We start from the raw sequence: 12,100 nt of genomic DNA, 5'->3' as shown, positions 1-12,100 counted from the left end.
CGAACCCCGGACGCGCCGCCCGCCGTGTGCCCCGCTGCGGCTCAGTCCGCGATCTTGGCGACCAGGCGACCCTGGATCTCGCCGCGGTGCAGCTTCTCCAGGCCCTCGGGGATGCCGTCGAAGTCGGTCACCGTCGAGATGGGCTCGATGTCACCGCTCGCGAGCATCTCGTAGATCGCCGCGATGTCCTCCTTGGTGCCGCCCATGGAGCCCCAGAGCTGCGCCTCCTTGAGGATGACGTCGCGGATGTCGAGGGTCGTCTCGAGCCGGCCCATGCCGACCTGGACCACGCGCCCGTTCTGCCGGATCGCCTTGAGCGCGCCGGACGTCGTCGTGCCGAACCCGGCGTAGTCGACGATCAGGTCGAGGTCCCTGCCGGCCCACTCCTCGACGCTCTTGACGACGCTCGCCGCACCGATCTTCTCCGCGAGCGGCCAGACGTCCTCGTTGACCTCGGCGACGTGCACCTCGGCGCCCTTGAGCACCCCGACGCGCGCGCCGATCTGCCCCAGGCCGCCGAGCCCGATGACCCCGACCTTCATCCCCGGCGCGACCTCACCGCGGACGGCGATCGCGTGGTACGAGGTCATGCCCGCGTCGGTGCCCAGCGCCGCCATCTCGAACGACAGCCCCTCCGGCATGGGGACGAGGTCGCCCTCGTGCGCGACGTGCTGCAGCGTGAAGCCCCCGTTGCGCTGGTAGCCGGGCGCGCCGTGGCCCGCCGTCGGGCAGACGCCCACGCGGTCGCCGACCATGACCTGCGTCACGCCCTCGCCGACCTTCGTGACGACGCCCGCGATCTCGTGACCCATGACGATGGGCGTGAAGTCGATGAGAGCCATCCAGCCGGCGTCGGTCATCGCGCCGACGTCGGAGTGGCACAGGCCCGCGGCCTTGATGTCGAGCAGGACCTCACCGGGTCCCGGCTCCGGCTCGGGGATCTCCGCGAGCACCAGCGGCTCGTTCGTCCCGCTGAAGTGCCATGCCTTCATGTCTGCCTCCGTCCCGGCCCGGCGCACAGGGCGACGGGGCACGTCCTTGTACGACCCGGTACCGGGGGCGGGCGACGGGGGAGTCCTCCCGCCCCCGGCTCTCCCAGCCTCACCAGCCGCGGCACCCCCGGACTGGACCAAGGTCCTTCGCCGGGGGTGGGAGACCTCGCCGACGTCGGCCCGGTGCGCCGAGGGCTCAGTCCTCCTCGCCGCAGGCGGCCCGGCCGACGACGCCCGGCCCACGAACCACCACGCACACGTCGCCCGTCCTTCCCCGCCCTGTCGCATCCGAACGGCCCCGCGGGGCCGTAGAGCAGACATGGGACCCGAGGCGTTCAGCGACTGGCGACCGCGCACGCGCCCGCCCGGCGGCCGTACGGCCACACCGCCCGGGCCGGGCCAGGAGTCGGTGTGGGACTACCCGCGCCCGCCCGCGGTGGTGGCGAGCACCGAGCACGTCGTCGTCGTCCTCGGCACGACCCTCGTCGCGGACACCCGTCGCGCGCTGCGCGTCCTGGAGACGTCGCACCCGCCGACCTACTACCTCCCGCTCGACGACGTCGCCGACGGCGTCCTCGTCCCCGTCGACGGCGCGACGACGTTCTGCGAGTTCAAGGGCCGCGCCACGTACTTCGACGTCGTCGGGGCCGACGGGCTCGGGCGACCGGTCGTCGCGGAGCAGGCCGCCTGGACCTACCCGACCCCGAGCCGAGGGTTCACCGAGCTGATCGGCCACGTGGCGCTCTACCCCGGCCGGATGACGCGGTGCACCGTCGACGGCGAGATCGTCGAGGCGCAGCAGGGCGATTTCTACGGGGGATGGCGCACGAGCCGCATCGTCGGCCCCTTCAAGGGCGGCTCCGGCACCTGGGGCTGGTGAGCATCCTGGCCCGCCGGGCGCCCGGACCGCGGGACATCGTCCGCACCTGACGCACGCCCAGGTGCGGGGAGAGATACCCGCGTCTGCCGCGGGGAACCCTCCCCGGTGCCGGAGCTCAGGGCGTGTCCTCCCGCCTGGGGTGTCGAAGGGAACCTCCATCGGGGCTGCTACCAGCGCCGATGCGCATCAGCGCAACCACCCCCGAGGTGCCGCTACAGATCACGGCTGGATCACATTTCCGTCACCCCTTGACTGATACGCATCAGCAGAGAATGGTCCCTCTCACACCGCTCCTGACCGGCGGACGACGGCGCCTCACCGTTGATGCGCATCAGCGCCGATCGCCGGGCGGGGCCCGTGCTCTCGAGGAGGAGAACCGATGAGGCGCAGCAGCCGCCGCGTGACGCAGGCCGAGGTCGCCCGGCTCGCCGGCGTGAGCCAGGCCACCGTGTCCCACGTGCTGTCCGGCAGCAGCGAGGTCCGGATCGGCGAGGAGACCCGGCAGCGGGTCCTCGACGTCGTGCGCCGCACCGGCTACACCGCCAACCCGGTCGCCCAGCGGCTGGCCGGCGGACGCAACCGCATCATCGGCGTGTTCACCTACGAGCCGGTCTTCCCCCGCGACCGCAGCGACTTCTACCACCCGCTCTTCGTCGGCATCGAGCGCGAGGCGGAGGCGCAGGGCCTGGACCTCCTCCTCTTCACCAGCGCCCCGGTCCGCTCCGGCCGGCGCCGCCTGCTGGACGACGGCGCGAGCCGCCTCGGCATGGCGGACGGCTGCCTCCTGCTGGGCCAGCACGACGACAAGCGTGACCTCGCGGAGCTCATCGGCCGCGGCTTCCCGTTCGTCTTCGTCGGGCGCCGCGAGTCCGACGCCGGCCTCGTGCCCTACGCCGCCGCGGACTACGCGGCGGCCACGCAGGCCGTCGTCGAGCGCCTCGTCGACCTGGGGCACGAGCGCATCGGCTACCTCGGAGACCTGGGCCCCAACGAGTCGCACAAGGACCGCCGCGCCGGGTACCACGCCGCCGTCGCGGCCGCGGGCCTGCGGCCGGTCCTGCTCGACGGCACGAGCATCGACGGCGACACCGCGCTCGACCTGCTGCTGGACAACCGGCTCACCGCGGTCGCCGTCGGCGACTTCGTCCTGCCCCACGCGCTGCTCGACGCGGCCCGCCGCCGGGGCCTGAGCGTCCCGGGCGACCTGTCGATCGTGCAGCTCGGCGACCCGTCCGCCGCGCACACCGCGGAGCTGTCCGGGTTCCGGATCCCGCGGGAGGAGATGGGCACGGCAGCCCTGCAGATCCTCACCGGGATCATCGCCGGCGACCTGCCGCAGGAGCAGTGGCAGCAGACCCTGCCGTGCTCGCTCATCACCGGCGAGACCGCCGGGCCCCCCACGACCCCGACGACGACGCCGCGGCGCACCCCCGCGCTGAGCGGGGCGGCCGGCAGCCCGGCGCCCGTCGACCCGACCCGGCCCGGCGACACCGCCGCCGCCCCGACCTCCGAGGACCCCGCATGACCGACCAGCAGCTCCGCACCGGCGTCCTCGTCGTCGGCGGAGGAACCGGCGGCGTCGCCGCCGCCCTCGCGGCCGCCCGCCGCGGCGCCCACGTGGTGCTCACGACGGACGTCCCGTGGCTCGGCGGCCAGCTGACCTCTCAGGCCGTCCCGCCGGACGAGCACCCCTGGGTCGAGACGATGGGTGTCACGGCGTCGTACCGCGCGTTCCGTGACGGTGTGCGCGAGTACTACCGGCGCCACTACCCAATCACCGACGCGGCCCGCCGCCGTCCCGCGCTCAACCCGGGCGCGGGCTGGGTGAGCAAGCTGTGCCACGAGCCGCGCGTCGGCGTCGCCGTCCTCGACGCGATGCTCGCGCCGTACACCTCCGGCGGGCGCATCCGCGTGCTGCGGGACGTGCGCCCGGTCGCGACCACCACCGACGGCGACCGGGTCGCGTCGGTCACGCTCGAGGACACCCGCGACGGCCGCCGCACCGTCGTCGAGGCGGCGTACGTCGTCGACGCGACGGAACTCGGGGACCTGCTGCCCCTCGCCGGCGCCGAGTACGTCACGGGCTTCGAGTCCCAGACGGACACCGACGAGCCGAGCGCACCCGCGCAGGCCCAGCCGGACAACGTGCAGGCGTTCAGCGTCTGCTTCGCGGTCGAGCACGCCGACGGCGACCACACCATCGACCGGCCCGTCCGCTACGACCACTGGCGCGCCGTGCAGCCCGACTTCTGGGGCGGGCCGCTGCTGGGCTGGAAGGCCCCGCACCCGCGCACGCTGGAGATCACCGAGCGCTCGTTCTCCCCGAACCCCGGGGACGACGCCCTGGCGGTCGAGGCCGACCAGTCCCGCGACGGCGGCGACCAGAACCTGTGGACGTTCCGCCGCCTGGCGGCCCGCGACCTCTTCAGCCCGGGCACCTACGCCAGCGACATCACGCTGGTGAACTGGCCGGCCATCGACTACTTCGAGCACCACGTCCTGGACGTCGACGCGGCCACGGCCGCCGCCCGCGTCGAGGACGCCCGGCAGCTCAGCCTGTCGATGCTGTTCTGGATGCAGACGGAGGCCCCGCGGCCCGACGGCGGGACGGGGTGGCCGGGCCTGCGCCTGCGCCCCGACGTCATGGGCACCGACGACGGCCTGGCCCAGGAGGCGTACCACCGCGAGAGCCGGCGGATCCTGCCGGTGACGCGCGTGGTCGAGCAGGACCTGTCCATGGCGGTCCGCGGCACCCACGGCGCCGTGCACTACCGCGACAGCGTGGGCGTCGGCATGTACCGCATCGACCTCCACCCCTCCACGGGCGGCGACAACTACATCGACGTCGCCGCCGAGCCGTTCGAGCTGCCGCTCGGCGCGCTCGTCCCCCGCCGCCTGCGCAACCTGCTGGCCGGCGGCAAGGACATCGGCACGACCCACATCACCAACGGGTGCTACCGCCTGCACCCGGTCGAGTGGAACGTCGGCGAGGTCGCGGGCCTGCTCGCGGCCGAGTGCCTGGCCCACGGGCGCGAGCCCCACGAGGTCCTCGAGAAGGACGACCTGCTGGAGGACTTCCAGCGCCTGTGCGAGAGCGAAGGCATCGAGCGCCGCTGGCCCGCGGGCCTGCGCGGCTACTGACCCCCATCCCCCCCCCCCCCCCGGTCCGGCCGGCACCCGACCGTCGGACCACCCCCACTGAGCGAAGGAGCACTGATGGGAACGCAGACGACGACCCGGCGACGGGTCACCCGCAGGCGGGCACTGCCCGTCCTCGCCCTCCCCCTGACGATGGCCCTGCTGGCCGCCTGCTCGGGCGGCGCGGCGGACGCCGACGACGCCCCGGCCCCCGGCGCCGAGGCGCCGGCCCCCGCCGAGCCGGTCGACCTGCGCATGACGGTCTGGTCGGCCAACGAGGACCACCTGGCCCTCTTCGACGAGATCGCCGCCGAGTACGTCGAGGCGAACCCGGACCTCGTCTCGAGCATCACGTTCGAGCCGCTGCCGTTCGACGAGTACACGACGGCCGTCACGACCCAGGTCGCCGGCGGCAACCCGCCGGACCTCGCCTGGATCCTCGAGTCCACGGCACCGGAGTTCGTGGAGTCCGGCGCCCTCGTGGCCCTGGACGACGTCCTGGCCGGCACCGAGGGCTACGCCGTCGAGGACCTCAACCCCGACGCCCTGTCCCTGTGGCAGTCCGAGGACCAGCTCTACGCCTACCCCTTCTCCACCAGCCCGTTCGTCGTCTTCGTCAACGACGACATGCTCGCCGCGGCCGGCCAGCCCACCGGCCGGGAGCTCCTCGACTCCGGCGAGTGGACCTGGGACCGTATCCAGGAGGTCGGCGGCGCGGTCAAGCAGGCGACCGGCAACGACGGCTTCGTCATCCGCGACTTCGAGTACGCGCAGTGGGAGATCCTCGCGACGGTCTGGGGAGGCTTCGGCGCCTCGGCGTGGTCGGAGGACTACACGACCTGCCAGCTCGACTCCCCGGAGATGGTCGAGGCGATGACCTTCCTGCACGACAGCGCGTTCGACGCGGCCGCCATGCCGGCGCCGGGCACGACGGCGGACTTCTTCGCCGGCCAGGCCGCCATCACCGTCACGCAGATCAGCCGGGCCTCGCTCCTGGACGACAGCTTCGCGTGGGACGTCCTGCCGATGCCGGAGGGCCCCGCCGGCCAGCAGAACGTCATCGGCCAGGCCGGGATCGGTGTCTTCGCGAACGCGGAGAACCCCGACGTCGCCGCGGACTTCCTCGCCTTCTTCACCAACCCGGAGAACAGCGCCAGGCTGGGCCAGTACTTCCCGCCGCCGCGCGTCTCCCTGCTCACCGCGGAGCAGCTCAAGGCGACGAACCCGCTCCTGAGCGAGGCGCAGCTCGAGGAGGTCGTCGTCCAGGGTCTCGAGGGCGCCGTCACCAAGCCGGCGCACCCGAACTTCGCGCAGATCCAGCAGGCCGCCCGCGCGGAGCTCGACTCCCTGTGGACGCCCGACGCCGACGTCGCGGCCGTGCTCGGCACCACCTGCGAGCGCATCCAGCCGCTGCTCGAGCAGTGACGACCACCCACCCCGCCGCACCCACGAGAAGGACCACCATGACGACGACGGCGCCCCGCCCCTCCGCGACGACCGGCTCCCCGGTCTCGCGGCGGGGCGGGGCACCCCGCCGGCCGTGGCTGACCTACCGGCGGCGGGACAACCTCACCGGCCTCCTCATGGTGAGCCCGCAGCTGCTCGGCAGCGCGGCCTTCGTCATCGGGCCGCTCGTGGCGGTGGTCTGGTACTCCCTGCACGAGTGGCGGGTCCTCGCGAACGAGTTCACGTTCGTCGGCGCGGGCAACTACGAGCGGCTCGCCGCCGACCCCGGCTTCCACGACTCCCTGCGGGCGACGGGGCTGTTCTCCGTCGGCCTGGTGGTCTTCAACATCAGCCTCGCCCTGGCCCTGGCGGTGATGCTGGACCAGAAGCTGCGCGGCACCGCCGTCTTCCGGACGCTCTTCTTCTCCCCCGTCGTCGTGACCCTCGTGGCCTGGACGATCGTGTGGGGGTTCCTGCTCCAGGACAACGGCGGCATCAACGCCTTCCTCGAGGTCCTTGGGCTCGACGGGCCGAACTGGCTGCGCGGGGAGTCGACGTCGATGCTCGGCGTCGTCGTCGTGCAGGTCCTCAAGAACGTCGGCCTCAACATGGTGCTCTTCCTCGCGGCCCTGCAGGGCGTGCCGGAGGAGCTCAAGGAGGCCGCCCGCATGGACGGCGCCGGGCCGTGGCGGGTGTTCCGCTCCATCACCCTGGCGCTCATCAGCCCGACGATCCTGCTCGTCTCGATCATCACCGTGGTCGGCTCGCTGCAGGTCTTCGCGCAGATCGCCGTCCTCACCCAGGGCGGCCCGGGCACCTCCACGACGGTGCTCGTCTACTACCTGTACCAGCAGGCGTTCCAGTTCAAGGAGTTCGGGTACGCCAGCGCGGTCGCGGTCGTCCTCTTCGGCATCGTCCTCGTGCTCACCCTCATCCAGTGGGGCCTGCGTCGGAGGTTCGTCTTCCATGAGTCCTGAGACCCTCACCCCCCTGGCCCCTGCCCCGGGCGGTGACAGGGACGCGCCGTCGTCGGCCACCCGGACCGACGGCCGACGACGGCGCCGCCTGCCCCGCCCGGGCCGCGTGGCCCTCTTCCTCACGCTGTGCGTGCTGTCCGTGCCGTTCGTGTTCCCCACCTGGTGGATGGTCACGACCAGCTTCAAGCCGATCAGCCAGGTGTTCGCCTTCCCGCCGTCGTTGTGGCCGCAGGACGCGTCGCTGCAGCCGTACCGGGACGCCCTGACGCTGCAGCCGTTCGCGCAGCAGTACTGGAACAGCCTCTACATCGCGGTGCTGGTCACCCTCGGGACGATCGTGTTCTCGTCCATGGCGGGCTACGCCTTCGCCCGCGTCCGGTTCCCGGGCGCGGACGCGCTGTTCGTCGTCGTCCTGCTGGGGCTGCTCGTCCCGGCCGAGGTGACGATCGTGCCGCTGTTCCAGCTGGTCAACCGGTTCGGGCTGATCGACACGCACTGGCCGCTCATCGTCATCCCGATGCTGGGGGCGCCGAGCGTGCTGGCGACGTTCATCATGCGGCAGTTCTTCCTCGCGCTGCCGAGCGAGCTCGAGGACGCCGGGCGTATGGACGGGCTGAGCCGGTTCGCGATCTACCGGCGCATCGCGATGCCGCTCGCCCGGCCGGCCGTGGCCGCCGTCGCGATCTTCACCTTCCTGCACTCGTGGAACCTGTTCCTCGAGCCCCTGGTGTTCCTCTCCTCCAAGGAGATGTTCACGCTGCCGCAGGCGCTCACCCAGTACGTCGACGCCTACGGCGGGCCCATCTGGAACGTCCAGCTGGCCGCCACGACAATGACGGTCGTCCCGGTGCTCGTCGTGTTCGTGCTGGCCCAGCGCCAGTTCGTCCAGGGCCTCGCCCACACCGGCCTCAAGGGCTGACCCCCAGGCCCCCGGGCCCGCCGCCCGCCGCCGGCCCTTCGCCGAAGCCTTTGTCGCACCAGCCCTGACAAAGGCTTCGGCGCACCCCGCGCGCTCGCGCTCTGACGCGCACCTCAGCGGGCGGAGCCATGCCCGCAGACCGACGCCGACGACGCCGTCGGCGTGCCACCCCCTGGGAAAGGAACCACGCCATGAGGAGACACCGCTCGCGATGGGGGGCGGCACTGGTCGCCGCCGCGCTCGCCCTGACCACCGGCCTGACGGCCACCACTGCGGCGGCGGTGGAGGCGGCGCCGCCGTCGGCGACCACCACGACCGCGACCGCCGCGCAGGCCCTGCCGACGTTCGGGTTCACCGAGGTCCTCACCGTCCCGGAGGAGATGCTCTACAACCCCACCGGGGAGTTCATCTTCCCCAGCGTCTTCCACGCGGGCGCCCACTTGGAGAACCCGCTGGGGGAGTACTACCTGTACTTCGGCCCGCACGACGCCCCCGGCGGCATCTCGCTCATGTACGCGGACTCCCTCGCGGGCCCGTGGACGGAGTACACCGCCAACCCGGTCATCGCCCGGCAGTGGGACCCGCACTACTCCGTGTCCCACGTGGCCAGCGCCGACGCGATCTGGAACGAGGCGGAGGGGAGGCTCTTCGTCTACTTCCACGGCGAGAACTCCACCACCCGGTACGCCACGAGCACGGACGGCGTGACGTTCGAGTACGGCGGCGTCGCCTGGACCAACGCCTCCGGCGGAGCCGGGGTGACCGAGTCCAGCTACGCGCGGGTGTTCGAGCACCCGAACCCGTCGTCGGGCTTCGGCTACGCCGCGTTCTACATGGCGAACTACACCGACAACGCGCGCCGCATCCGTCTCGCCGAGTCGGTGGACGGCCGCACCTGGCGGGTCGCGCCGGGCGTCGTCGTCTCGCCCGAGGAGGGCGACGGCGGCAACGTGTCCGCCGGCAACCTGTGGGAGTGGGAGGGGCAGCGCTACGTCGTCTACCACACGTCCTCCGGGCAGATCCGGGCGCGGACCATCGACGCGACGCTGCGGCAGGTCGGACCCTCGATGCTGCTGCACGCGTCGAGCGGGATCGCGCCCGACGTCGGCCGCGTCGCCTCCCCGGAGATCGTCACCGACGCGACGGGGACGTACCTCTTCTACGAGGCCGGGGCGCGCCTGGACGCGCGGATCGCGCTCGCGACGCTCGGCGGGACGGGCCCGGAGGAGCCGGAGCCGCTGTTCCCGGTCGACCCGGCGAACCCGGTGTTCGAGCGGTGCGCGGTCGTCGGGTCCGACGAGTTCGACGGCGTCGGGCCGGACCTGGACCCGACGGTCTGGGACCGGGTCGTCCGCGCGGAGTCCGCGCGGCACGTCGTCGGCGGCGGGGTGCTGACGATTCCCACGTACGCCGCCGGGGTCGCCGGGTCGCCGCTGCCCCAGCAGGAGCTGCCCGCCGGTCCGTGGCAGGTGACCACGCAGGTCACCATCGACGTCGGCGCGCGGTTCCAGCAGGCGGGTCTGCTGCTGTACGCGTCGGACACGGTGTACGGGAAGTTCGGGCTCGGGCAGGCGACGCCCGGCAAGCGCCTCGAGGTCGTCTACCAGAACGGCACGACGAGCCGGCAGGACACCGAGCCGCCCGCCGTCCTCGAGGCGGACACGGTGTGGCTGCGACTGACCAGCGACGGCGCGTCGGTCCAGGCCGGCGTGTCCTACGACGGCGCGACGTTCGCCGACTTCGGCCGCCCCATGTCGCTGACCACGACGCCGTTCACGCACGTCGGTCCGTACGCGTTCCGGGGGGCGACGGCCGCGCCGGAGATCCCGGCGACGTTCGACTGGTTCCGCTGGTCGCCGTCGCCCGCCGAGTACGAGGCGTGCCTCGCAGCGGGCGAGCCGGCTGCGGAGCCGGACCGGCCCGGCCGGTCGGAGGACGCCCCCGGCCTGGACCGCGTGCCGGGCGTCGTCCCGGCCCCCGGTGTGCCGGGGGGTGTGACGGTGGTCGTGCCCGAGCACGCCGCCGTCGTCACCAGAGCCCCGGAGGCCGAGGACGCGACGGGGGCGACCGGCTGACCCGGGGCGCGCCGCCCAGGTGAAGGGTTCGTCGTCCCTCGGGCGACGAACCCTTCACCGTGCGGGCGGCAGGTGCCGCGGCTGCCCCGTCGTCGGGCCGGGTGGTCAGGACACCCGGCCCGACGTCGGCGGTCGGGGGCGCCACCGTGGCGGCGCACGCATGAGGGTGGAGTCGGAGGGCGACTCCGACGCTCACCGGTGCGCCGGCCGAGCCGGTGGCGGGAGGTGTGGCGCGGGAGGTGTGACGCGCGGTGGTGCGGCGGGCCTCAGAAGGCCGCGGCGAGCGCCTGGACCAGCGCGTTGAGGCCCATGGCCCCGAGGAGGCCGGCGGCGATCCAGGCGACGACGTTGCCGCCCAGGTAACCGGCGAAGGTGGCGCGCTTGCCCGGGCCGCTCTCCCAGCGCGGGGCGTCTGCCTCGCGGTACCAGCGGACGGCCTCGCGCAGCGAGGGGCGGTCGTGGTGGGTGGTGAGGGTGGACATCGCGTGCTCCCAGGGGTGACGGGCGGGTCTTCGGGTGCCGGGGTCACCGGCCCTCCGATTGTCTCGCATGTCGGACGGGGATAAGGCGGGCCGAGGGTCCCACGCGGGGTGACGTCCGCCACCCCCCGTCCGCCGGCCGGTTCCGCACACCCGCAGGTCCGCCGCGGGTTCGGCACCCGACCGGCCGGGGACCGGGACACGAGGACCGGGACACGAGGCGGCCCGGGGCCGCGGCCCGACGAGCACGCGGCCGTCCCTACGCTGGTGCGGTGACCCGTGTCCCGACCGCCGTCGTCGCCGGCGCCTCCCTCGTCCTCGGCTTCGCCGCGGCCCGCATCACCGACAACCCCGCCACCGGCGCCGTCATCGTGCTGGCGGGGGTCGGGTGGTGCCTCGCCCGCGAGGTGCGGCGGACGGGGTGGCAGCGCCTGGCGCTGGTCGTCGGCGTGGGCGCGGGGTGCTTCGTCCTGGCCCACGCGCTCGCCGCCTCCCTCACGCCGTGGGGCGCGGTCGCGCTCGCGGCCCTCGTGCTCGGCGCCGTCACCTGGGCGGTGGTCGACCACCCACGCCGACGACGACGCCGCGCCGCCCCGGTCGGGTGACGGCGGCCGACGGCGGCTGGTGGCGAGCGACGACGGTCGACGGCGGCTGGTGGCAGACCACAGCACGGTGCGCGTGCTGCTCCGATGCGGCGATCCCGGCCGTGATCCTCGGACGGCGCCGCCCGGACATGGCACGCTGCGCTCGGAGGGTGCGCCCTCCGGCGTGAGGATCGACACGGACTGAGGACGGATCATGGTGGCACCGGTGCTGTCGGTGGTGGGCGTCGTGCTGGTCGCACTGGCGCTGTGGTGGCGGCGTCGCCCGCGCCGGGGCGGACGCTGGTGGAGCGACGGCGGCCGTAAGGAGAGCGCCGCGCTCGTGGCGGCTCCCGGCGTGGGCCTGGCGCTCGCGCTGGTCTGGCCGGCGGAGCTCGTGACGTCGGGTGCCGAGTGGTACGTGACCGCGGCCGTCCCGGTGGTCATCGGCGTCGTCGCGGCGCTGTGGCCGGTCCTGAACCTGCCGACGCCCAACGGCCTGCGGCCGAAGTGGCGCCGCGGGCAGGTGCTCGCGCAGAAGCGCGCCGAACAGCGTGCGCGCCGTCGGCAGCAGGGCGCCCAGCGTCCCGCGCCCCGGGGCGGCGGCCGGCCC

At 73.6% G+C, this 12,100-nt stretch carries 11 protein-coding genes; 9 read left to right on the top strand and 2 right to left on the bottom strand.

What is annotated here, in order from left to right:
- Positions 1-41: 41 nt before the first annotated feature.
- Entirely contained in the window at positions 42-992 is a 951-nt protein-coding gene (locus N866_RS07245; RefSeq protein WP_034224757.1) for a zinc-binding dehydrogenase, read from the bottom strand.
- A 319-nt stretch (positions 993-1,311) separates the two neighbouring features.
- Here N866_RS07245 and N866_RS07240 point away from each other — a divergent pair, with 319 nt between their 5' ends.
- The 7 genes from N866_RS07240 (at position 1,312) to N866_RS19810 (ending at position 10,427) form a co-directional block, all read left to right on the top strand.
- On the top strand, positions 1,312-1,872 hold the full coding sequence (locus tag N866_RS07240) for a DUF427 domain-containing protein (protein WP_034224741.1): 561 nt from the start codon (positions 1,312-1,314) through the stop codon (positions 1,870-1,872).
- A gap of 379 nt (positions 1,873-2,251) precedes the next feature.
- On the top strand, positions 2,252-3,397 hold the full coding sequence (locus N866_RS07235; RefSeq protein ID WP_081802420.1) for a LacI family DNA-binding transcriptional regulator: 1,146 nt from the start codon (positions 2,252-2,254) through the stop codon (positions 3,395-3,397).
- Positions 3,394-5,013 carry an FAD-dependent oxidoreductase gene (locus N866_RS07230; protein ID WP_034224738.1) on the top strand — a complete coding sequence of 540 codons (1,620 nt, stop codon included), beginning with the start codon at positions 3,394-3,396 and terminating at the stop codon, positions 5,011-5,013. Before N866_RS07235 ends, N866_RS07230 begins: the two co-directional genes overlap by 4 nt.
- Before the next feature lie 75 nt (positions 5,014-5,088).
- Entirely contained in the window at positions 5,089-6,435 is a 1,347-nt protein-coding gene (locus N866_RS07225; protein ID WP_052022530.1) for an ABC transporter substrate-binding protein, read from the top strand.
- A gap of 38 nt (positions 6,436-6,473) precedes the next feature.
- Positions 6,474-7,433, top strand: a complete 960-nt coding sequence (locus tag N866_RS07220) for a carbohydrate ABC transporter permease (protein ID WP_034224735.1) — start codon at positions 6,474-6,476, stop codon at positions 7,431-7,433.
- Complete coding sequence (locus tag N866_RS07215; RefSeq protein ID WP_081802419.1) at positions 7,423-8,352, top strand: carbohydrate ABC transporter permease; 930 nt, start codon at positions 7,423-7,425, stop codon at positions 8,350-8,352. Before N866_RS07220 ends, N866_RS07215 begins: the two co-directional genes overlap by 11 nt.
- Before the next feature lie 191 nt (positions 8,353-8,543).
- Positions 8,544-10,427 carry a beta-xylosidase family glycoside hydrolase gene (locus N866_RS19810; RefSeq protein ID WP_052022529.1) on the top strand — a complete coding sequence of 628 codons (1,884 nt, stop codon included), beginning with the start codon at positions 8,544-8,546 and terminating at the stop codon, positions 10,425-10,427.
- A 266-nt stretch (positions 10,428-10,693) separates the two neighbouring features.
- Here N866_RS19810 and N866_RS07205 read toward each other — a convergent pair whose 3' ends face one another.
- Positions 10,694-10,909 (bottom strand): hypothetical protein, encoded by a 216-nt coding sequence (locus N866_RS07205; RefSeq protein WP_034224731.1) that lies wholly within the window; start codon positions 10,907-10,909, stop codon positions 10,694-10,696.
- A 269-nt stretch (positions 10,910-11,178) separates the two neighbouring features.
- Here N866_RS07205 and N866_RS07200 point away from each other — a divergent pair, with 269 nt between their 5' ends.
- Together N866_RS07200 and N866_RS07195 are read left to right on the top strand one after the other, a co-directional pair.
- The gene (locus N866_RS07200; RefSeq protein WP_034224728.1) at positions 11,179-11,511 is read left to right on the top strand and encodes a hypothetical protein; all 333 of its coding nucleotides are present in this window, start codon (positions 11,179-11,181) and stop codon (positions 11,509-11,511) included.
- Positions 11,512-11,704: 193 nt separating this feature from the next.
- Positions 11,705-12,100: hypothetical protein (locus tag N866_RS07195; RefSeq protein WP_034224724.1), on the top strand; the 396-nt coding region annotated here is incomplete at its 3' end.

It is taken from the genome of Actinotalea ferrariae CF5-4 (assembly GCF_000603945.1).
GTDB lineage: Bacteria > Actinomycetota > Actinomycetes > Actinomycetales > Cellulomonadaceae > Actinotalea > Actinotalea ferrariae.
This window is presented reverse-complemented; position numbering and strand designations above follow the sequence as displayed.

What these genes read in the sequence shown, in the direction of transcription:
- N866_RS07245 (WP_034224757.1), bottom strand. Translation starts at nt 992, where the DNA reads ATGAAGGCATGGCACTTCAGCGGGACGAACGAGCCGCTGGTGCTCGCG.
- N866_RS07240 (WP_034224741.1), top strand. Translation starts at nt 1,312, where the DNA reads ATGGGACCCGAGGCGTTCAGCGACTGGCGACCGCGCACGCGCCCGCCC.
- N866_RS07235 (WP_081802420.1), top strand. Translation starts at nt 2,252, where the DNA reads ATGAGGCGCAGCAGCCGCCGCGTGACGCAGGCCGAGGTCGCCCGGCTC.
- N866_RS07230 (WP_034224738.1), top strand. Translation starts at nt 3,394, where the DNA reads ATGACCGACCAGCAGCTCCGCACCGGCGTCCTCGTCGTCGGCGGAGGA.
- N866_RS07225 (WP_052022530.1), top strand. Translation starts at nt 5,089, where the DNA reads ATGGGAACGCAGACGACGACCCGGCGACGGGTCACCCGCAGGCGGGCA.
- N866_RS07220 (WP_034224735.1), top strand. Translation starts at nt 6,474, where the DNA reads ATGACGACGACGGCGCCCCGCCCCTCCGCGACGACCGGCTCCCCGGTC.
- N866_RS07215 (WP_081802419.1), top strand. Translation starts at nt 7,423, where the DNA reads ATGAGTCCTGAGACCCTCACCCCCCTGGCCCCTGCCCCGGGCGGTGAC.
- N866_RS19810 (WP_052022529.1), top strand. Translation starts at nt 8,544, where the DNA reads ATGAGGAGACACCGCTCGCGATGGGGGGCGGCACTGGTCGCCGCCGCG.
- N866_RS07205 (WP_034224731.1), bottom strand. Translation starts at nt 10,909, where the DNA reads ATGTCCACCCTCACCACCCACCACGACCGCCCCTCGCTGCGCGAGGCC.